Origin of the sequence: Paenibacillus sp. 203 (assembly GCF_037027525.1) — a bacterium.
In the GTDB taxonomy this organism is placed as follows: Bacteria; Bacillota; Bacilli; order Paenibacillales; family Paenibacillaceae; genus Paenibacillus; species Paenibacillus polymyxa_B.
On the sequence record NZ_JAXCHD010000007.1, the window covers coordinates 197,013 to 217,869 of the forward strand.

The 20,857-nt window shown below is 46.7% G+C and carries 18 protein-coding genes; 13 read left to right on the plus strand and 5 right to left on the minus strand.

The features are described 5' to 3' along the window. Nucleotides 1-82: 82 nt before the first annotated feature. The 5 genes from WA407_RS17780 (at nt 83) to WA407_RS17800 (ending at nt 7,126) form a co-directional block, all read left to right on the plus strand. A complete protein-coding gene (locus WA407_RS17780; RefSeq protein ID WP_254326957.1) occupies nt 83-1,864 on the plus strand; it encodes a cache domain-containing sensor histidine kinase in 1,782 nt (593 codons plus the stop codon). Continuing rightward, nucleotides 1,861-3,411, plus strand: coding sequence for a response regulator transcription factor (locus WA407_RS17785; protein ID WP_061829980.1), 1,551 nt, complete (start codon nt 1,861-1,863; stop codon nt 3,409-3,411). Before WA407_RS17780 ends, WA407_RS17785 begins: the two co-directional genes overlap by 4 nt. Before the next feature lie 87 nt (nt 3,412-3,498). Next, nucleotides 3,499-4,455 carry an ABC transporter permease gene (locus WA407_RS17790; protein ID WP_061829979.1) on the plus strand — a complete coding sequence of 319 codons (957 nt, stop codon included), beginning with the start codon at nt 3,499-3,501 and terminating at the stop codon, nt 4,453-4,455. 14 nt (nt 4,456-4,469) lie between these two features. Then, a complete protein-coding gene (locus WA407_RS17795) occupies nt 4,470-5,408 on the plus strand; it encodes a carbohydrate ABC transporter permease (protein ID WP_165178879.1) in 939 nt (312 codons plus the stop codon). Nucleotides 5,409-5,446: 38 nt separating this feature from the next. Next, nucleotides 5,447-7,126 carry an ABC transporter substrate-binding protein gene (locus tag WA407_RS17800; protein ID WP_336077925.1) on the plus strand — a complete coding sequence of 560 codons (1,680 nt, stop codon included), beginning with the start codon at nt 5,447-5,449 and terminating at the stop codon, nt 7,124-7,126. A 318-nt stretch (nt 7,127-7,444) separates the two neighbouring features. Here WA407_RS17800 and WA407_RS17805 read toward each other — a convergent pair whose 3' ends face one another. Further along, nucleotides 7,445-9,415, minus strand: a complete 1,971-nt coding sequence (locus tag WA407_RS17805) for a glycosyl hydrolase (protein WP_336077926.1) — start codon at nt 9,413-9,415, stop codon at nt 7,445-7,447. A gap of 325 nt (nt 9,416-9,740) precedes the next feature. Further along, nucleotides 9,741-10,634: an AraC family transcriptional regulator gene (locus tag WA407_RS17810; protein WP_336077927.1), complete on the minus strand. Its 894-nt coding sequence runs from the start codon at nt 10,632-10,634 to the stop codon at nt 9,741-9,743. Between the two features lie 157 nt (nt 10,635-10,791). Between WA407_RS17810 and WA407_RS17815 the strand changes: the two genes are divergently transcribed. Continuing rightward, nucleotides 10,792-11,697 carry a DMT family transporter gene (locus tag WA407_RS17815; RefSeq protein ID WP_165178883.1) on the plus strand — a complete coding sequence of 302 codons (906 nt, stop codon included), beginning with the start codon at nt 10,792-10,794 and terminating at the stop codon, nt 11,695-11,697. Between the two features lie 56 nt (nt 11,698-11,753). Further along, nucleotides 11,754-12,086 (plus strand): chaperone CsaA, encoded by a 333-nt coding sequence (gene csaA, locus WA407_RS17820; RefSeq protein ID WP_025719785.1) that lies wholly within the window; start codon nt 11,754-11,756, stop codon nt 12,084-12,086. Nucleotides 12,087-12,356: 270 nt separating this feature from the next. Here csaA and WA407_RS17825 read toward each other — a convergent pair whose 3' ends face one another. Then, nucleotides 12,357-14,783 carry a UvrD-helicase domain-containing protein gene (locus WA407_RS17825; protein WP_254328995.1) on the minus strand — a complete coding sequence of 809 codons (2,427 nt, stop codon included), beginning with the start codon at nt 14,781-14,783 and terminating at the stop codon, nt 12,357-12,359. A 310-nt stretch (nt 14,784-15,093) separates the two neighbouring features. Here WA407_RS17825 and WA407_RS17830 point away from each other — a divergent pair, with 310 nt between their 5' ends. Further along, complete coding sequence (locus WA407_RS17830) at nt 15,094-15,945, plus strand: zinc ribbon domain-containing protein (protein ID WP_336077928.1); 852 nt, start codon at nt 15,094-15,096, stop codon at nt 15,943-15,945. Between the two features lie 65 nt (nt 15,946-16,010). Next, nucleotides 16,011-16,799, plus strand: coding sequence for a TrmB family transcriptional regulator (locus WA407_RS17835; RefSeq protein ID WP_336077929.1), 789 nt, complete (start codon nt 16,011-16,013; stop codon nt 16,797-16,799). A gap of 7 nt (nt 16,800-16,806) precedes the next feature. On the opposite strand, the gene WA407_RS17840 is transcribed toward WA407_RS17835, so the two are convergent. Further along, a complete protein-coding gene (locus WA407_RS17840; protein ID WP_336077930.1) occupies nt 16,807-17,439 on the minus strand; it encodes an NUDIX hydrolase in 633 nt (210 codons plus the stop codon). Nucleotides 17,440-17,611: 172 nt separating this feature from the next. On the opposite strand from WA407_RS17840, the gene WA407_RS17845 reads away from it, so the two are divergent. Then, nucleotides 17,612-17,905: a hypothetical protein gene (locus tag WA407_RS17845; RefSeq protein WP_023986824.1), complete on the plus strand. Its 294-nt coding sequence runs from the start codon at nt 17,612-17,614 to the stop codon at nt 17,903-17,905. Nucleotides 17,906-17,977: 72 nt separating this feature from the next. Then, nucleotides 17,978-18,679, plus strand: a complete 702-nt coding sequence (locus WA407_RS17850) for a histidine phosphatase family protein (protein ID WP_336077931.1) — start codon at nt 17,978-17,980, stop codon at nt 18,677-18,679. A 75-nt stretch (nt 18,680-18,754) separates the two neighbouring features. On the opposite strand, the gene mscL is transcribed toward WA407_RS17850, so the two are convergent. Beyond that, entirely contained in the window at nt 18,755-19,249 is a 495-nt protein-coding gene (mscL, locus tag WA407_RS17855) for a large conductance mechanosensitive channel protein MscL (RefSeq protein ID WP_061831079.1), read from the minus strand. A gap of 155 nt (nt 19,250-19,404) precedes the next feature. On the opposite strand from mscL, the gene WA407_RS17860 reads away from it, so the two are divergent. Further along, entirely contained in the window at nt 19,405-19,848 is a 444-nt protein-coding gene (locus WA407_RS17860) for a carboxymuconolactone decarboxylase family protein (protein ID WP_235307126.1), read from the plus strand. 18 nt (nt 19,849-19,866) lie between these two features. Beyond that, on the plus strand, nt 19,867-20,826 hold the full coding sequence (locus tag WA407_RS17865; protein ID WP_336077932.1) for a sigma-70 family RNA polymerase sigma factor: 960 nt from the start codon (nt 19,867-19,869) through the stop codon (nt 20,824-20,826). Nucleotides 20,827-20,857 lie beyond the last annotated feature (31 nt).

Below are 20,857 nucleotides of genomic sequence, written 5' to 3' on the forward strand. Positions count from 1 at the left end.
ACAATCGATGGAGTTATGCCCCTTTTTATATGAAAAGGGGCATTTTGCGCGCATCAGCGTACTGATTGGGGAGGGGCAAGTCATGTTTTTTATACGAATGATGAATGACATGAAACTGAGAAAGAAGATGACGCTTACATTCATTTCGGTAGCTGTTCTTCCCTTGCTGTTGTGTGGCCTGTTTCTGACGGGGAAGCTTCGAGAGGCCGTTATTAAAGACGCCTTTATGCAAGTGTCCAACAATGTCGAGCGGGTCCGAAATCGTACAGAAGAATTGATCAAAGTGCCGCTGGACATCTCGTACCGGCTGACCAATGACAATCGGATGAAAATGGTAGCCAGCCAGAAGTATGACAGCTACATCGAAGTCATTCAGGCATACCGGGAGTATACAGGTATTCGTGACTACCTCCAGTTGTACAAAGAGATATCCGGTATCCGTGTCTATGTCTCTAATCCTGGAGCACTTAATAATTGGGAATTTATCCAACCGGATGATAGGATCACAACCGCAGATTGGTACAAGGAGGCCATCGCGCAGAAAGGATTGGCCGGCTGGAATTTAATCAAGGATGAGAGGGACGATGCCGATTATCTCAGCCTGATTCGATCATTTTCAGTGGATTCACCAGGACGAAAAGGGGTTCTGGTCATAAATGTTAACCAGCGCCAATTAAATTCAATCCTGAATCAGGAATCGTTCCCTACCTTGATCGTGGATAACCGGAATCAGATTGTCGCGTCCAATGAAGCAGAGTTGTTCGGGAAGAATCTTTCTGAAATTCATGCCGACGAAAATATACTTTTCCATCAGGAAGGAAGTTATAACATGCTCATCGATGGAAAAGCGTCGAAGGTGGTTATCGCCAATCTAGCTCCACAGAATAGCTGGAATGGACTTCGCATTATTTCCATTTTTTCCGTTTCTGAGATTACCCGAGATGCTAATCAAGTGATATGGCTCGGCGGAATCGCGATCACAGCCAGCCTGATATTTGCAGCCTTGCTTATCTATGCTTCTGCTTCGCTATTATCCAGAAGGCTTCTTCGCTTGAGCAAGCATATGACCCAAGTAGGGGCAGGCTCATGGGAAACCTATCTCCATATTGATGGGAAAGATGAAGTGGGTCTATTATCGAGGGAATTTAACGCGCTCGTCAGCAGCGTAAACCATTTGGTCCAGGAGGTCCAAGAGACGAATCGCCAGAAAAGACTCGTGGAGCAAAGACAAAACGAGATCAAGTTCAAAATGCTGGCAAGCCAGATCAATCCGCATTTTCTCTTCAATTCTTTGGAGTCTATCAGAATGGAGGCCCACATTCGCCAACAGGACGATATCGCTAAAGCAGTCTGGCAGTTGAGCGCGTTGTTGCGCAGCAGTCTGGAGGCTGGTAACGACAAGATTCCACTGCGTAAAGAGCTTGAACAAGTGTGCTGTTATCTCGATCTTCAAAAGTTTCGGTATGAAGACCGTTTGGAGTATCGCTTAACCGTTGATCCAAATTTGGAGGAAATGTTGGTTCCACCTCTGATTATCCAACCATTGGTGGAAAATTCTATTGTACACGGTCTGGATAATCAAGCAGAAGGAGCTGTCATTGAAGTGAAAGTTAAGGAAATCCCGGAGGGGGTTCGAGTTATGGTATGTGACAACGGCGCTGGTTTCACGGCCGATCGTCTCGCCCTAGTACAAGCAGAGCTTGCTGCATCCGTACATGAACAGGAGGTCCAGCGAATTGGACTACGAAACGTAAATGATCGTCTCGTCTTACTGTATGGGACCTCTAGTGCTTTACATATTGAGAGCGAGCCTGGGAAAGGCACTTGTATTCAGTTTTTTATACCTGGGGGTGAATCCAAATGATTAAGGTAGTCATCGTTGACGATGAGCCGAAGCTTCGTCAAGGGCTTCAAACGCTGATCCCATGGGAAAGCCTCGGATTTATCGTTACAGCTACGGCAGCCAATGGAAAGGAAGCACTGGGAGTCATCGAGGAAAAAGCTCCTGATGTTGTAATCGTCGATATCCGCATGCCGGTTATGGATGGTTTACAGTTGATTGAGCGCTTGACAACCGACGGTCATCATTTGCACTTTATGATCCTCAGTGGATATGCCGACTTTGAGTATGCCAAACAAGCGATCAAATACGGGGTGTTCGGCTATCTCGTTAAACCGGTCGACATTGATGAAATGTCGTCCAGTTTAAAACGGATACGCGAGCGGATCGAAGAGGAGCGTCTTCAAGGGGAGTGGCGTAAGAGAGAGGTTATAAATCGAGATTTATACCTGCATAGCTTGCTTGTCTCTCAAGAGAGAACTGAAGATCCGGCCAAGTTGAGAAGTAAGGCAAAAGAAGCAGATTTGTTGTGGAGCAACTACGAAGTCGTGGTCGTCTACCCGCGTGTTTCTGAAGTGGACCGTTCTGATGTCGCATACCAGCTTTCGAATGGATTGAAGGCAAAGATAGAGGGGCAGATGATGGGACTTGTCACAGTAATCCCCCCGTATACAGTCCTGTTGCTCAACGCGCCGCTGCGCGGAAGAGAACGGCGTGAAATTCTGCACAATGAGATTCGTAATGTTGCGGATAATGTCCGGTTCGCCGCTGCAACCGGAGGGGTAGTATCTGCTCCTGAAGATATTTGTAAATCTTTTTTAAAGGCCCAGGAAGCGGTAAAACAATCCTTTTTCAGCGAGAAGAACCGACTGCTAGGTCCGTATCCTTTCTTTTCTTCTTCGCTGGATTCTCCCCGATTGTCTGCTGATAAAGCTGAGGAAACGATGGAGGAATTCATCTTCCGCCTGTATTACAGTCTGGAGGTAGGAAACCAAACCGCAATACTGCCATTATTGAACGAGGCGGCTGCATTTTTACTCAAACAGGGGCAAGATGAGAAGTCGATCAAAGAGTCCTTCTTTTTTCTGTCCAATGCAATCATTCATAAGCTGACCGCGGGTTTCTGTATCGAGTTGAAAGAGACGGAGGAAGTTTCCCGTTTTTTAAATGGGATATACCAGCATGATCATCTATATGATCTTTTGGAAGAGACCCACCGTTTCCTGCTAACATTGGCGCAAGACTCTGAACACCGTGGAAAGGAGCTGGAATTCAAAAAAATGATCGACTTCATTCACAAGCATTATGCAGACAACCTGAGGCTGGAAGCGTTAGCCGGACTACTAAACTATAGTACCGCCTATTTGGGTCAGCTTTTCAAGAACAAGACGGGGGAGTACTTTAATACCTATCTGGACCGAGTCCGTATTCAAAAGGCCAAGGAGCTGCTGGGTCAGGGAATGAAAGTATACGAAGTCGCCGAAAGCGTCGGCTATACAAGCGTCAACTACTTTTACAGCAAATTCAAAAGATACGAAGGCCGTTCACCGTCGGAATATAGAAATCCATAATTTGTGGATGATTTTTTCCGAAATCCGTTGTATGGGTTCTGACTCTCCTCTGTTTTATGATTGGTTTTAAGAGAGGGGATGAAAAAAATGAAAGCGGTAACAGCAAATTCGGAAAACGTATACAAAAAAACGAAGCGGAATGCTTGGAAGGTATTTAAAAGCCAGAGGTATCTTTACTATATGTCCATTCCGTTTGTTATCTGGGTCTTTATCTTTCAGTATTTGCCGCTATGGGGCTGGACAATGGCATTTCAGAAATACAGACCTGGTTTGAGTTTTTTTGAACAGAAGTGGGTGGGCTTGGAGCATTTTCGTACATTGTTCCAAGATGATCATTTCTACCAAGTATTGCGGAACACGCTGGCTATGAGCCTTATGGGACTGGTCGCTGGCTTTATTGTACCCGTTGTCTTTGCTCTATTGCTCAACGAGGTCCGCATACAAGTGGTAAAACGATTTGTTCAGACCGTATCTTATCTGCCGCACTTTGTTTCATGGGTGGTTGCTGCAGGCATTGTCACCAAAATGCTTTCAGCGGATGGCGGTGTCGTAAACGATATGCTCATGGGTCTAGGCATCATCGATCAGCCAGTCCAGTTTATGGCCCAAGGTAAATTATTTTGGTGGGTTGTAACTTTCGGAGACATCTGGAAGGAAACGGGGTGGAACGCCATTATTTATCTGGCTGCCATCGCCGGTATTGGTCCTGAATTATACGAGGCTGCGCGGGTGGACGGCGCTAGCCGATTACAGCAAATGTGGCATATCACGCTGCCGGGGATCCGGCCGACTATTATCATTCTCCTGATTATGTCTATTGGTCATCTGCTCGGTACAGGATTCGAGAAACAATTTCTGCTGGGCAATCACCTGGTCATTGATTACTCTGAAGTACTTGATTTGTATGCGCTTAATTATGGTCTGGCGATGGGACGTTACTCTTTCGGAACGGCCATTAATATTTTTAATTCGGTGATAAGCCTGATCCTATTGTTTGCGGCTAATGGAATCTTTAAGCGCTATACCAACGAGAGCATTATGTAAGGAGGAGAATGGACATGGAGGCTGTCAAAAGCACTACGCCGGTCGGCGGATTAAACAACAAGCTTCAGGCGAAATCACCACAAGACCGAATCCTGGGGATAGTTGTTTATGTTTTCATGATTGTGGTCACCGTTCTGACGATCTACCCGTTCTTAAATGTGCTAGCTATCTCTTTTAACGATTCGGTAGACACCATTAGAGGTGGGATCACCATCTGGCCAAGGCAATTTACTTTGAAGAATTACGACTTGATTTTCACCTATGAGGGGTTAATCACTGGATTCAAGATCTCCTTTCTGCGAACCGTCATTGGCACCGTAGCGGGCTTGGTCAGCGGCTCGATGCTTGCCTATACGCTTGCACGAAGTGATTTTCAAGCTAGAAGGTTCATCTCCATCTTTCTGGCCGTCACCATGTATGTTTCTGGAGGGTTGATTCCAGGTTTTATCCTGATGAAGGAATTGCATTTAATTGATACATTTGCCGTCTATATTTTACCAGGTCTGGTAAGTGCGTTTAATGTCTTCATTATTCGTTCCTTCATTGATGGTCTGCCTTATGCGTTACAGGAATCAGCCAAGCTGGATGGTGCCAACGATTTCACGATCTACTGGCGCGTTATTCTTCCTCTTTGCAAACCGGCATTAGCGACCGTAGCGCTCTTCTTGGCAGTTGGGCAATGGAACTCTTGGTTCGATACTTACCTGTTTAATGGGTCCAACGAATCGTTGACGACCCTGCAATATGAATTGATGAAAATTCTGCAAAGTACGACAACAAGCGCAACCAATTCCCAGGACGCTGCCAATATGGCCGAGCGTATGGCACAGGTTTCACCGGAATCCGTCAAAATGGCAATCACCATCATTGTTACAGTGCCGATTCTTATCGTCTATCCTTTTTTACAAAAATATTTTGTTAAGGGTATGACGCTCGGAGCGGTAAAGAGCTAAACGAAGCAAACATTCACTATAATGGGAGGTTTCGCTCCATGAAGCCAAGAAAAAATAGAATGGTCGTATCTTTCGTAATGTCACTGACTTTAGTCGCGACCCTTGCAGGGTGCAGCGGTAATAATCCGTCTGAGGCTACCAAGGCCGTAACAACAGGAGACATCACACTTACTTATTTTTCGGAAGACTCCAGCACAAATTGGAATAGCATGAAGGATCAAGTCGGTAAGGTCATCGCTGAAAAAACCGGAGTAACTCTAGATGCTGAATTCGCTGTCGGAGACCCGGTCCAAAAGATTTCGTTGATTGCAGCCACAGGAAACTATCCTGATTTGATCGCTGCTAAGGCGGATGTCGGCAAACTTGTCGATGCTGGTGCAATCATTGATCTGACGGATTTGATCGACAAGCACGCACCGAACATCAAAAAAATGCTGGGAGACAAGCTTGTTCGGACAAAGTACAGTTTGGACGACCCATCGATCTATGTGATTCCGACCTGGTCCGCTGTCGAGGAGAAAAAAATTAAACCCGACGTAGGGTTTAAACTCCAGCATCGTGTCGTCAAGGAAGCGGGATACCCGGACATTCGTACGGTACAGGATTTTGAAAAAGTCATTAAGGGCTATATCACCAAGCATCCGACGGACGAAAATGGCAATAAAAATATCGGATTGTCCCTTAATGCCGACGATTGGCATATGTACCAGGTAACAAACTCAGGATTTCAAACGACCGGGGGACCAGGCGACGGCGAATACTACATTGATCAAAAAACACACCAAGCCACTTATCATTTCCGCCGACCGGAAGAAAAGGAATATTTCCGCTGGTTGAATCACATGAACTCCATTGGATTGCTTGATCCGGAAAGCTTCGTGCAGAAGACCGATCAGTTTAAGGCGAAGGTGGCTTCAGGCCGCGTACTGGGCTTGGCCGATCCAGAATGGGACTATGGCGACGGGCAAAATGCGCTAAAAGCGGAGGGCAAATTCGACCAAACATACGGTCATTATCCAGTCACCATGAGCAAGGAATATAAGGACACCAACTTTTGGCTTCCTGGCTTTGATGGGGGATATGGAATCTCGATCTCTAGCAAGTGCAAGGACCCGGTACGCGCTATCCAGTTCCTCGACTTTCTGGCATCGGAAGAGGGGCAAATCCTGAATAATTGGGGGATTGAAGGAAAGCATTACACGGTTAAAGACGGCAAACGGACGATTATTCCGGCTGTGCTGGAACGGATGAACAATGACAATGCAGCTTTCCAAAAAGAATCTGGAATCGGTCTATATTGGAACTTGTCGGTCCATTATGGTGATGGCATCAAGGACTCCACCGGCAACTACTTTACTCGTAGTTATCCGGAGATGCTGACAGCAACTTATAACAAGTCGGAGAAGGAAGTCCTAAAGGCCTATAAGATTGATCATTGGAAAGATCTATTCCCAAAAGAAGAAGAATTCCAACCGAGAGCATACGGAGCAGCCTACACGATGTCTCTCCCCAATGACGATCCGGCTGTTATTCTCGGAGCCAAGATGAAGGATATTACATGGAAACGAATTCCGGAAGCTGTCATGACCAAGCCGGAAAACTTCGATAAGGTTTGGGATGCCTATATGGCAGAGCTGGAGAAAGCCGGAGTACAAGAAATGGAACAATCCTTTACCAAACATATTCAAAACCGGATTAAGCTATGGTCTACTAACTAATTCGTTTTGCAAAAAGAACGGGGCCGTTTCGACTTTCCTGCCGGAGAGAAGACGGTCCTTTTTTTATAATGGTTTATCATAGACTATATTGTTCAAGTTACAAACCAATAGCGGCCGCCTCGGTTATTTTCTGAGGTGGCCGCTGTTCGTTAGCGAAAGGCTTCTACGCTGCTTCATGGTGCTGGATGGGACGGTAAAATTACAGGCACGTTCAAAGTAATTACCAATTTGTCGATGTTGTTATCAGAATCCAGCCACATACCCATCGTCCGAAGTATCTGCTACCTTCCGTGGTACGGTGAGCCCCGTAAGAGCGCCTTACTCCGCTTCATTCTTGGAGGAAGTAAATAGGTCTTGAGGAAGCTCATCCCTCGTGATCACGTAATCGCTGTTGAACACTTTTATGAGATGATCCAGGGAGTTATATTGTCCGTTGCGGACGAAATCGCCCGTCCATGTGGTGAAAAAGAGCCAATGCGCTGAATATGCTTGAAGCAATTCGGGATCGCCAATCGGGCCGTTTTCGGACAGACCAACCAGTTTCTTGCCTTGCACGAGATTTACCAAGTTGTCGTACTTGCCGATACTTGGGTTATAATTAGCCGCCGGGTTGTAGATATCCACACTTACAATATCGACGACATCGTCTCCCGGATACCATTCGGGGCTCTCGGAGTTCCATACCCAGATCAGATTGTTCAGGTGATGGTAGTGTGTTAGACGGTCGTACATGATACGGTACAGCTGCTTGGCGGAGTCTGGCCCTTGGGCGCCCCACCAAAACCATTTGCCTTCCGCCTCGTGCAGTGGTCTCCACAGCACCGGAACGTGAGCATCTTGGAAGCGTTTCAACTGAGCGGCAATGGCATCAATGTCCCGCAGGATTAGCTGATATTCTTCCGATTCGGGATGATTAAGCGCATATTGAACGTCAAATGTAGTAGCCTCGGTGTAAAATCCGCGGTACCATTCTTTGCCTGGAATGTCATGTAGACCCTTAGGGGCATTCCAGTGCCATACAAACGTGACAATTCCACCTTCTTTGGCCCATTGGATCGCCTTGTCCACCTCAGTTGAGGTGGCACCATGCTCGACGCGAGAGGGGGAGTAATCCATCATGTCCGTTGACAACATCGCAGGATACTTTCCAGTTTGGTCTTTAATCCACTGGGCATCCTCCAGAGTGTGCTGACCGGAAAGAATTTTGTTCCCGTAAACATCCACGAGATAACTCATGAGTGCCTTGGTTTCCGCAGTCGCATTCGGGTTTACCGGCTTTTTCTCAATCTGATGCAGTTTCGGGGGGAGCACTGCTGCCAGCTTGATGTAGTCGATATGATACTGGCCCAAGTCGACATTGAACTGTATTGTGTTGTTTCCCGAATTCAGCATGATTTTACCGCCGGATACCTCGGAATAGCTTGCTGTTGTCGGAAGGGATATTTCGCTTGTCTGACCGTTGACCACCATATGGGTCTTTTTGTCACTATTTGGATTACTGTAACCGATTGCAATATTGTAAAAGCCACTTGAAGCTGCGTTATAGGCAAGGGTTAACGACCCTGTGCCTTTAAAGGCTGCGTAACCGGTACCAGAATAGCCCGTGCTGGCGGTTTCGGTGCTGACCTCACCAGTAATGACTCCGTCTTCGGCTTCAATTTTGCTGTTTGTAGCAGGCAAACTGGCGAATTCAACCTTCACGTATTCGATCCCGTAATATCCCCAGCCTCTTGAAAAAGTAACCTCGTTTGTACCGGCATTCAACATGATCTTGCTTACCAACTTCTCGTTTACAACCGCACCTCCCGGAGGGGGAACCAGCGTTATACTTTCAGCCATTGTACCATTGACCTCGAAGCTGGTATCCTTGGAGCCGGTGTCCGCCGGAATATAGTAACCGAGGCTCAGCTTATATAGACCTGCTGTCGGCACATTCACTTTAAACGTAGCCGTCCCGTCAGACTTGCCCGAATTTGGGTCATAATCATAAAAGAAGGATACATAGCCGTCGCCTTTATAAAGTGTATCGCCGGTATAGGGAGTATCCCGTTTTTCTACGCCGTAACCTTGAATAATTGCATCTTTGGAGCTGACAACTGTAGAAGGAGATTTGCCATTAGTGGATAAATCTTGACTTGCACCCATCGTCGTTTCGTCTTCAACATGGGTGACCAAGTTAGTTGATTCTGCTTTTGCTAAGCTTGGAATTAAATCGAGAGATACCAACAAAAAAGATAAGAGAACAAAACTAAGAATACGGAAAAATCTTCTTTTCCACGGATCTGGCATATGACTCACTCCTTGAATTAGATGTTACCACCTTAATTGTCCTGCGGCGCAGATTGAAGAAACCGTTTTCAAAAATAAAAAAATTAAATAATAAACAACTGCTTCCATAATCGCATCTTTATTTGTATGCGTTTTCAATATTTCCTTTTAAATTTTTTAGTTCATCACCTCGCTTTAATTTCATCATAAATTAGAGGCGAGGCAGGAACCATACTATGAATTTCGGAAGAAATCATCCTTAAATTATGGATTTTTAACTCCGATGGTAAACAAACTTCATATCTTCTGAATTTGTCTGGGCGAAATTTGCTGAACGAATTCTTCCTTAATTGATGAATTCATTTCTAAATTTCCGGAATTCTTTAGGTGTTTTTTTATGATGTTTCTTAAAAGACTGAATGAAGTGATTTACATGATTGAACCCCACTCTGTGGGCTATTTCAGTTATTGTAGAATCTGTTGAAATTAATAACTCGCTGCTTTTCTTGATACGGTACTTAATTAAGTAGTCGTAAGGTGTCATATGAATAGTTCTCTTAAAACTACGAATGCATTCCGAAATACTTAAATGTGCTATAGCAGCAATTTCTTGCAGTGTTATATTGTCTGAGTAGTTTTGATGGATAAAGCTGAGCATCAATTGAAGTCGCTCCTGTTGCAATTTCATGTATTTAGGTGCTTCCTCAGAAGACAGCGAAATATTAGATATTAAGACTAACCATAATTGTGCCGTTTTGATGGAAACCTCGTATTCCCAGCCCCACTTTTTTTTCATATCAAATTTCTGTTTCATATCCCAAAGCATTTGCAGTATTTGAATTTGCCATTCAACATCTCCTTTGATTACGAATGACAATAAGAGAGAGTTTGTATAAGGAAGTACATAATTTTTTTCCATCGCACTATCTGCATAAAAGGCCAGCAGCTTCTCAGGGAAATTAAAACTGACATATTGACCGTTATGTGTAAGGTGTGTAGTAACGTGAAGGACACCCTTATTAATTAAAATGGCCTGACCCGTTTCTAATTCATGATCAATCCCGTTAACTTGTATCACTAGCTTTCCTTTGGTAACCAAAGTGATTTGTAGTTCCTCATGCCAATGTAAATCGTTGAATCCTCTACCTTGAGGATTACTTGCATGAATAGTATGGGTGTACATGATGTATGGAAATGAAATATCAGGATATAGAATGGTCTCATGCAATTGTTTTTCCATTTTAGAGAGGTCCTTTCTGATGACGATATTTCTATATAAATTAAAGATATAGTTACACAAATAAAACAAAAGTGATGATATTATTATACCAGATCTTCGGCTTATCATTACAATCCTGTGCACAGGCGATTGGATAAGACATCTTGGAGGCGTACATGTGAAAATAAATCAATCGTCGTTACCGTTTCATCCGTATATTTTGCTTTTAATCAGCATACTGTCTGTTTCTATCTCATCCATCATGATAAAATCCTCAGATACTCCAACCTCTGTGGCTGGGATGTACAGATTGTATATGTCAGTACTCATAATGCTTCCTTTTGTACCTTGGAAAATGTTCCGTTCCTTAGAAATGAACAAAAAAGATTGGAGTACTGTTTTCATAGCTGGTCTTTTTCTCGGGTTGCATTTCTTATTCTGGATGGAATCTTTAGTATATACCTCAGTTGCGAGCTCCATGGTCATCTTATCCTTGCAGCCTTTATTTGTAATGATGGGTTCATACATTATGTTCAGAGAACGAGCAAATATATTAACCATTCTTTGTTTGATCGCCGCTCTTGTCGGTTCAATCATTATAGCTTGGGGAGACATTGGGATTTCGAGAGAGGCATTAATCGGAGATGGATTATCTTTAGTAGGAACAATTTTGGTTTCAGCATATATGTTGGCAGGACAGAAAGTAAGTCACAAAATAAATGCAAATGTATATAGTGTTATTGTTTTTTTTATTGGTGGCAGCGTCATGCTGGTCTACAATTTGTTGAATCATTATGCCTTGATCGAATATGGCTCGTCGGATTGGATGTATTTCTTGTTACTTGCAGTAATCCCAACTATTTTTGGACAATATATTTTTAATCTGTTGTTGAAATCAATGGGTGCAACTACGGTCTCAGTTGGTATTATTGGAGAGCCTGTTCTTGCCATAATTCTCGCTTACTTATTCTTGGGAGAAATAATCTCTGCATTTCAATTCATAGGTGGAATCATGACTTTATTCGGTATGGGGATGTATTTTTGGGCAAAATCTTTAAAGTATACTACGGTTGCAAAATATTAAATTTGAAATTCATTATCGCGAAATTGAAGAAAACAATCGATGAGGAGAATGTTTAGATGGCAACGATTGATGATTTTTTGAAACTAGATATTCGAGTTGGAACCATAATTAAAGCTGAGTTTTTTGCAGAAGCAAAAGTACCTGCTATTAAACTTGAAATTGATTTTGGACAAGATATCGGAATAAAAGCTTCGAGTGCACAAATTACAAAAAGATATGTGGCTGAAGATATTATAGGGGAACAAATCATAGGTGTAGTCAACTTTCCACCTCGACGGATAGCAGGCTTTAAGTCAGAGGTATTGGTCCTTGGAGGAATTCCCGAAAAGGGGGATGTGGTTCTATTGAAACCAGATATCAAATTACCTGACGGAACACCTATTGGGTGATAGAGCGCTTGTTTAATGATTAAAATATATAACTTCACAACAGGCAAGGCATTGAACTAACGGTATACGATCGTTCGATAGCAAGTGAAAACAGATAGCGGCAGACGAGGATTTTATTTTCATATCCTAGTCTGCCGCCTTTTCTTTTATTGGTCTGTCTACAACTTAACTTTTTTGATTCATTAATAATCTGCAACAGTTAGGCTGGAAATCACGAGTGTCACCAGTCCAGCAAAAGACAATTCTCCATACCAGCTATGCGCCTTATGCCTATCTGGCTGGGATGCTGCGTGTCCCCTCTGTCATCGGGGAGGCGCAGAGCGGGCACACCGGCGGCGTGCCTGTGCTAGCCGCGCTTGTACGGCGTCCGCTTGTTGTGTCGCGCCGCATCCACGCTTTGCAGGCACCGTCGGTGCATTTCCACACAGGCACGTTGATGCGTGGCTCTGCCGGAGACCCTGCCACCGACGAGGTCGTCCGTACCGTAGCGCTGCCTGGTCCCGGCCTGCTGCTCACGCGGGTCGCTGTGCCAGACGCTGGCGATCCAGCACCAGCACGGTTGCTATACCCGGAAGCACCCTTCGGTTGGCCGAAGCTGCTGCGGCGTGCTTCCGGTTTGGAAGCCTCAGGGGTGACCCCATAGGCTTCCAGCAGGAAGCGTGACACGGCGGCAGGCTTGCCATGATTAGAGGCGGGAGAGGTGATGTACAGCAACTCCTTCGCCCGGGTGACGGCAACGTAAGCGAGGCGGCGCTCTTCTTCAAGCGCTGCATCGTTATCCACAGCCGTAGTCGGGGCGGCGCCTGCCCGCCGATCCTCCGGCAGCTCGCTGTGCAGCGCCGAGCTGTGCGGCAGAATGCCTTCGCTGGCCCCGATCCAATAGACACAAGGGAATTCCAGCCCCTTGGCGCGGTGAATCGTCATGAGCCGAACAGCATCGCTGTCTTCTTCTCTGCGCAGCGATTCCATTTGGCGGTGACGCTCGGAAAGCTCGTCCGCAAAGCTGACGAACGCCTCCACCGTGTCGAACCGCTTGGCTGCCGTTTCGAGCTCCTCCAGACTTTCTTGCATCGTTTCCTTATAATGAGTCCACGCGCCCGTATCTCCGCTTTCCAAATATTTGTCATAAAAGACGCGCCGCATTTCTTGAATGGCATAGGCAGGTTTCATTGTAGTGAGACTGCGAATCAGACGAATACGCTCTTTCACCTGCTCACGCTGAAAATCACGTAGTCGATCCCAGCGGCTGAGATGAATCAGCGGGTATTTTTTAGCCTGCTGTTTCTCCTCGCGCATAATCCATTCCATCCCCGCCTCACGGGATACGTACAGCGGCCCGAGGGTGCTCGGAATGGATTCCATACGCCGGGGATTTAGCGACAAGCGCAGGTGATCCATTAAGGGACGAATCAGGGACTGATCATAAAATACAGCCCCTGCTCCGTACTGAATAAATGGGACATCCCGCATAATTAATTGCTCAAAAATAGAGCGGCTTCCGCTGGCTGTCCGGTGCAAAATAGCGATATCCCGGTAGCGCAGCCGACCTTCCTCTACCTGCCCGAGTAGATGAGTAACAATATGCCCCGCTTCCTCCTCGGGTCCGGATGGGGTGGCAAACTGCGGCGGCAAGCCTTCACGCCCGGCAGCCGAAAGACGTTTGGAGCGTCGATGGACATTTTTGGCGACAATGTTAGATCCCAGCCCCAATATCCGCGCATCGCTGCGATAATTAATATCCAGGGTAATGACCTTTGCATCCTTATAAACCTTGTCAAACTCCAGAATGGATTCCTGGCGTGCCCCATTAAAGGTATAGATCGTCTGATCATCATCTCCGACGACCATCAGATTGCGATGTCGGGCAGCCAATCGCTGTACCATCTCATATTGCAGGGCATTCGTATCCTGAAATTCATCGACCATGATATGTGAAAAACGTCGCTGAAGCGGCTGAAGCACATCCGGGTCACGCAGCAGTGCGGAGGCACGCAGCAGAATATCGTCAAAATCCATTTTATTGCGTTCCTGTTTCCACGCTTCATAGGCGAGCATGGCACGCTTGGCATCCGATTCCTCGCGTACGGTTTCCGGCAGCTCGTCCGCGCTGCGGCCTTCCGCTTTCCAGGCGGAGAGGGCAGACAGCAGGCTTTCCGGCTGGAAAGCCTCGCTGAGCCCAAGCTGACGCAGCATCATTTTCATGACGGTATGCTGGGCCTGCGTTTCACCGAACACTTCATCTTGCACGCCGCGATGACGCAGCATTGCCAAAGCGAATGAGTGAAACGTGCGTGCCTGAACTGCACGTGCAGCGGCAGGGCGCACACCGGGTAATCCCGCGATGCGCAGTTTCATTTCGGCAGCTGCCTTGCTGGTGAAGGTCACCAGCAGAATGGACGATGCAGGGACATCCCGCATCGCCATGAGGTAGCCTGCGCGGGCAGCCAGCACTGTGGTTTTGCCGCAGCCCGCCCCTGCAAGGGTCAGAAGGGGGCCTTTGCCGTGTCGGACGGCCTGGATCTGCGGGCGGTTCAGGTGAATGCCGGCGTTCTCTAAAGCACGAAAATAGGCCGAGTCTTGGTCGGTGTCAGGCACCAGCGTCATACTGGTATCCATGGAAGCACGACGTGCCTGAGGGCTCGACGTTGAGTAAGGAACCCCGATGGGTCGGGGGTAAAAAGAAGGATTTGGGTCCATAATCCTGAAACCCCTTTCGTTCTTAAAATCTTCCATTTTCACAAATGGGGGTAGTTTTTGGTATGATAGAGTTCTAGTCAGCTTTAGCTGACGAAAAGAACAAGGCGATGGACTAAAATAATGCTGAAATTCATGCGGATCATGCCGGAGTGACAGAACGTCAATACGTTGACGCTAATGCCTATAGCCTTCAAACAGGCGATATGACCGCATTCCATTATACAGGAGTTCGACGTTTGCCAACAGAAAAAAACTTTGGGATATACGGACGGTACAGTGAAATCCGGCTGGATATGGGGAGGAAATAACGATGAAGCTGATTCAACGCATAAAGGAAGGCGCTAATCGCGCAACAGAAAAGGCGCAGCATGCTGTCGAGATTAGTAAGATCAATTCACAAATTACAACGATTCAGCAGGAAATGGATGTTCATTTCTTGCGAATGGGTCAGATCTTTTACGAAGGTTACCGCGCATCCGACATGTCGGTGGCAGAAACCGAGATGACACAGCTATCCACCGCATGTGATGAGCTTCAGGATGAAATTGACGAGCTGCGCAGTAGAATTGCAGAATTAAAAAACGCTCATTTATGCACCTGTGGAGCAGTTGTGCCACTGGATGCCAACTTTTGCCCCAAATGCGGACGCAAGCTGAATGAAGGGCAGGCTGCCTCCAAGCAGGTGGCTGCTGTGCGTGAAGAGGTGCCAACGGACGTCTATTCTTTTGATCTGCGCAAGCCAGAGGTAGTGAAGGATGCTACGCCTGCTTACACGGAGTATGCAGAACATGAAGTAGTCGATCGGCATGAACAGGAACAGGATGAGCGGTACGAAACACACGAACCAGCGGGACTAGACCGCGAATACACAGTATCTGATTTTACACCGGAAGAAAAAGCGGCATTCGACGCTGAGTGGGAGCGCCGTCGCCAGGAAGATCTGGAGAAAGAACACCGTCGTCTTGAAGAACTGGCACGTGAGCGTGAGCGTCAGGAGGAGCTGGACGAGCGGATTCGATATTGGAAGGCCAACAACTCCGGGGCTGAGAAACCGGCAACGCCGTCTGCACAAGTACGTGAGAATGTAAAATGCCAAATCTGCACCGCAGAACTACCCAAAGGGTCCAAGTGGTGCCCGCGTTGCGGAGCTGAACAGATTTAACGCAGCCGAACAGGCTGCTGCAGGACACAGACATAACGCCGGGCAGCATAGGGGGAACAGAATATATGGAGCGTTTGCTGCATCATCTGCGGAATCTGGGTTTTACGGAAATGGAAGCCAAGGTTATGGTCGAGCTTTCGAGGCAAAATGCGGCTTCCGGCTATGAAGTGGCTAAGCGTCTGGGTGCATCACGCTCCAACGTGTACGCGGCTTTACAGCGTTTGGCCGGGCAGGGATACCTCAGAACCAGTGCTGGAGAGCCTGTTCGTTACAGCATGCTGCCACCGGGTGAATTGACCCGGATGATCGAAGGACAAATGCAGGAGTCGCTACGTGCAGTGGAGAAAGAAATGCCACGAACAGAACCAACCAAGCCGACCTTTTATAATGCGGAAGGCGATCGGAAGGTACTGGAAAGTCTGACACGTGAATTGGAACGGGCAGAGCATGAGATTGTGTTGGATTTGTGGCGCGAGGAAGCCGAACTGCTGCGGACAGAGTTAAAGAAAGCCGAGGGTCGAGGTGTGCGTCTGCTCTGGTCCTGCGATAACGGAGAAAGCATGATGGGACCGTGGTTACCGTTTAGGTCTGGTACAGACGGACAGGAACCAGCAGGGCGTAAGTTTTCTTTTGTTATTGATCGGCGTTGGTGCATGCTGGGTATGCGGGGAGAGAATTGCCCGACACAGGCGCTTATTACCGAGCATCCGGTAATGACAGGTCTACTGCTTAATCATTTTGCCCAGGATCTTATTCTGTATGAGCTGGAGCATGATATGGGCAGAGAGCTGTCGACCCGGTATGGCTGGCGGTATGAAGGCATTATCGGCAAATATATGTCAGCTGGAGAATAGCTAAAGATTACCGGCTAGGAAGTTCCATCAGTGCCCGGCATATAGATGTAATATAGCCCGCCTTATGAGGCACGAATTGATCCGATGTAATCAGGCGGCGAGTTTTTTCTGGATTCGTCCCTGACGTAATGCCTTGGGCTTCGATAAAGGGAATATGGCCTTCAAAAAGGGCCAGTGCTTGGTTAAGATCAGCTTCGTACAGTCCGGCTACTTCTTCTTGCTGGAGGTGATAAGCTTCCAATGGCTGGTTCGATAGCAGTCCAAACACCGAGCTAACCTCCCGGTCCCAAAAAGAGGTACCCTGTGCGGTACCTTTGCTTTCATACCGAACGGTCATCAGCGGTGTTAATGAGGCAAAGGGCACATGAATACCCAGTTCTTCCTCCAGCTCACGAGCCGCCTGAGACATATCTTCGCCTGCCGTCAAGTGACCGGCTGCTGTAATATCGTAGCATCCAGGGAAGGTGTCCTTCGTATCCTGACGCTGTTGGAATAGTAAGCGACGGCCTATCGAAGTGTCTCGTGCTAGCCAGCAGTGAAAGGTATGGTGCCAGTATCCCTTGGCATGTGCGTCTTGTCGGGAAGCTGTGCCAAGGGGGTTGTCTTCATCATCGTAGATATCCAGAAGCTCGCTAGTCATCGTGGTTCCTCCTATAGTAAGCAGAAATCAAAGGTCTACTTTACAGTATAACGTGTTTTCCTTCCTGACGATATGAAGGCGGGTGTGGAATGTGGAGTGGCATTTGGGGTATGCTGGGAACATGAGGATTTGCAACATCACACAGGTTTACGATTGAAAGGAGCGATTTTACATGGAATGTATAGTACATTTTCGAGTCATGCATCCGGAGGAACCCAAGGAACTTCGCGGGTTAATTATGCTGGAAAGTGGGGGCAAGCCGGGGATTGATCAAATCACGGATATGTTCAAAAATATGGGCTATGATGTCCGCCCAGACAATCCGGAGGAATTGATTTTTAAACCAGTCGATGTCAGAGCCAATTATACATATATCCGGGTTATTGAGCTGGATACGGGTGAGGAAGTTTACCAGGAAGACAGGGATTTGCGCGCGATTTTGGAAAATTTGCTGAATAAACGTTAAAGGTCAGGAGAACTAATCGATGGAATGAGATAAAGCGATCCTGTCGCCATCCATAGGAACGGAGAACCAATGATGAGATTGTATATTATCCGACACGCAGACCCCGATTACCCCAACAACACCATCACGCCGGAGGGGCATTTGGAAGCCCAGGCATTGGCCAAACGGCTTTCCAGTCACGGACTGGATCGAATTTATGCCTCTCCTTTGGGGCGGGCTTTGGATACGATGCGCTACACTGCCGAGTCTTTGGGTATGACTCATGAAGTGGAACACTGGACGCAGGAGCTGGCCCTAAAGCTGGAGGAAACTCCATACGGCCGTCTTTCCCATTGGGATTTGCCTGGTGAAGTGATCCGTTCCGAGTTACCCCTGCCGACTCATGACTCTTGGCAGGAGATTTCCTATTATCAGGGAACGAAGAGTCCCGAAGCCTTCGAACAGCTGAAGCTTCATTCTGATGAATTCCTGCAACGGCAAGGCTTTGAGCGGGTGGAGGGCAGGTACCGTATTCTGAAGCACACCGAAGATCAGGTGGCCGTATTTTGTCATGGCGGCTTCGGGCTGACCTGGCTTGCTCATCTGTTGGAGCTGCCATTGGCCTTGGTCTGGTCCGGTTTTTGGATGCCGCCTAGCTCTGTAACTACGATCTTGTTTGATGAGCGCTCCAAGGAATGGGCAGTTCCCCGTTGCATCGGCTTCGGTGACGTCTCCCATCTGTATGCAGAGGGTTTGCCCGTCAGACCCCGGGGCATTATCACCAATTTCAATTAATTAAGCTCCGATATCATGTGAAAACGGCTTAAGACGATACACCGTCTTAAGCCGTTTGTTGTAGTCATATGCTAGCTAGCGTGCTTCGACGTACCCTTCCAGCTTGGAAGTGCAATGTGCGCAACGGGTTGCGGCTACAGGAATTTCGGACAGGCAATGTGGACATTCCTTAATCGTTTTTTCCTGAGGAGGTTTTTCTTCCTCTTTGCGTTTCAGCATGTTAATTCCCTTGACCAGCATGAACACACAGAAGGCCACGATCAGGAAGTCCAGCAGGACGTTAATGAACTGCCCATAGGCGAGGACCGCAATCCCTGTTTCTTTGGCCTGTGCCAAAGTCATGCGTGTACCGTCAGCATTTACAGGATCGGCATTTTGTAAAGCTACATACAAGTCTGGAAAATTCATGCCGCCCAGAAGTTTACCAATCGGAGGCATGATAATATCGTTTACCACAGAAGTGACAATCTTGCCAAACGCTCCACCGATGATAACACCGACCGCGAGGTCAATCACGTTACCCCGTACAGCGAATTCTTTAAATTCTTTTATAATACCTTTTCCGCTCATGTGAGTGCTCACCTTCTTTGCATAAAATCATTTATCTATAATACATGCTATGCCACTTGAGGGCAATTCCAAATTGATGTATTGCACTTTGTCACAAAATCACATGTTCATTTGTCTTCTATATGTAAACCAATAAATAATGGAGGCGATGTATCGTGAGTTTAAGATTTAATTACAGTGCAGTGAGTCCTAGTACGTTCAAGGCAATGATGGAGATGGAAAAATATATTTCCGGTCGTTTTACAGACAAAGTATTGTATGAACTACTGAAAATTAGAGTATCCCAAATCAATGGATGTTCCTATTGTCTGGATATGCATGCGAAGGATTTGCTCAAGCTGGGGGATTATGCTGACCACATTTTGCAGCTAGCCTTATGGCGGGAGGTTCCTTTGTTCACGGAAAAAGAACGTGTTATGCTTGAATTAGCTGAAGCGGTCACCCGTATTTCTGAACAAGGGGTACCTACGGATTTGTACAATAGGGTCAGAGAACAGTTTACAGAGGAAGAATACGTAGACTTGATAACCGCGGTTAACGTGATTAACAGTTGGAACCGGATTGCGATTGCAACGGGGATGTATCCGGGCATTCTTTAATGAACAGGGGGCTATGCTTTGTCTGGCAAAGAACATAGAATTGAACAACAATCGGTGGATTTAAATCTGGAGGAGCTGTATCAAAGATATCGTAAATATTCTTTTTCCATTGCTTATCGCATGCTTGGAACGGTTACAGATGCCGAGGATGTAGTTCAAGACTGCTTTGTCGAGCTGAAGAATAAGCCCCTGGATGATTTACACAATCCCAAAGCCTATGTAGCCAAAATGACGATGAATCGGTGTCTAAATCTGTTGAACTCTGCACGCAAGCAAAGAGAGACATATGTAGGACAGTGGCTGCCGGAGCCGTTGGGTGAAAGTGCAGATCTTCCTGCGGATTGGTTAGAGCGTAAAGACATGATATCTTACGCTTTTCTGGTTTTGCTGGAGCAGCTAAAGCCGATAGAGCGGGCTGTTTTTGTGCTGAGGGAAGCTTTTCAATATGATTACAAAGATATTGCGGAATTGCTAGGGAAGACTGAGAGCAACTGTCGTCAGTTGTTCAGTCGCTCCCGTCGTATTCTATCTTCGGGAGAATCTGCTCTTGAGGCTCAGTCCAGTCGCAATGTGAACAACTCTTCCCGAATAAAACTACTAGAACGTTTTACAACCGCCTTTCTTGCCTACGATGTGACTGCTATGCTGGAACTACTGGCTGAACAACCTGTATTCGTGTCAGATGGCGGAGGTAATGTGCATACGGTGATGAGACCGATGGTTGTACGCAAAGGTGTTCTTGCCCTGTTGACTTCTCGTCGGGTATTAACCGTTTTACGAGAAAGAGATGTGTTCCACACCGTCATCAATGGCGAGGTCCAGCTGGCATTTCTGGAAGACGGAAATGTGAGAGAAACCTTATGTCTCAGACTGACACCGGACGGGGAGCATATTCAGAGTTTTTATTTAATGGTCAACCCAGATAAGTTGGGATACATTCATATAGGACAGAAGAAGCGATCATGCGATAAAAAGTAATCATCGAAACAGCAAAAACCTTGAATCCTGC

Coding starts and splice junctions, on each gene's coding strand:
- WA407_RS17780 (WP_254326957.1), top strand. CDS start 83: ATGTTTTTTATACGAATGATGAATGACATGAAACTGAGAAAGAAGATG.
- WA407_RS17785 (WP_061829980.1), top strand. CDS start 1,861: ATGATTAAGGTAGTCATCGTTGACGATGAGCCGAAGCTTCGTCAAGGG.
- WA407_RS17790 (WP_061829979.1), top strand. CDS start 3,499: ATGAAAGCGGTAACAGCAAATTCGGAAAACGTATACAAAAAAACGAAG.
- WA407_RS17795 (WP_165178879.1), top strand. CDS start 4,470: ATGGAGGCTGTCAAAAGCACTACGCCGGTCGGCGGATTAAACAACAAG.
- WA407_RS17800 (WP_336077925.1), top strand. CDS start 5,447: ATGAAGCCAAGAAAAAATAGAATGGTCGTATCTTTCGTAATGTCACTG.
- WA407_RS17805 (WP_336077926.1), bottom strand. CDS start 9,415: ATGCCAGATCCGTGGAAAAGAAGATTTTTCCGTATTCTTAGTTTTGTT.
- WA407_RS17810 (WP_336077927.1), bottom strand. CDS start 10,634: ATGGAAAAACAATTGCATGAGACCATTCTATATCCTGATATTTCATTT.
- csaA (WP_025719785.1), top strand. CDS start 11,754: ATGGCAACGATTGATGATTTTTTGAAACTAGATATTCGAGTTGGAACC.
- WA407_RS17825 (WP_254328995.1), bottom strand. CDS start 14,783: ATGGACCCAAATCCTTCTTTTTACCCCCGACCCATCGGGGTTCCTTAC.
- WA407_RS17830 (WP_336077928.1), top strand. CDS start 15,094: ATGAAGCTGATTCAACGCATAAAGGAAGGCGCTAATCGCGCAACAGAA.
- WA407_RS17835 (WP_336077929.1), top strand. CDS start 16,011: ATGGAGCGTTTGCTGCATCATCTGCGGAATCTGGGTTTTACGGAAATG.
- WA407_RS17840 (WP_336077930.1), bottom strand. CDS start 17,439: ATGACTAGCGAGCTTCTGGATATCTACGATGATGAAGACAACCCCCTT.
- WA407_RS17845 (WP_023986824.1), top strand. CDS start 17,612: ATGGAATGTATAGTACATTTTCGAGTCATGCATCCGGAGGAACCCAAG.
- WA407_RS17850 (WP_336077931.1), top strand. CDS start 17,978: ATGAGATTGTATATTATCCGACACGCAGACCCCGATTACCCCAACAAC.
- mscL (WP_061831079.1), bottom strand. CDS start 19,249: ATGAGCGGAAAAGGTATTATAAAAGAATTTAAAGAATTCGCTGTACGG.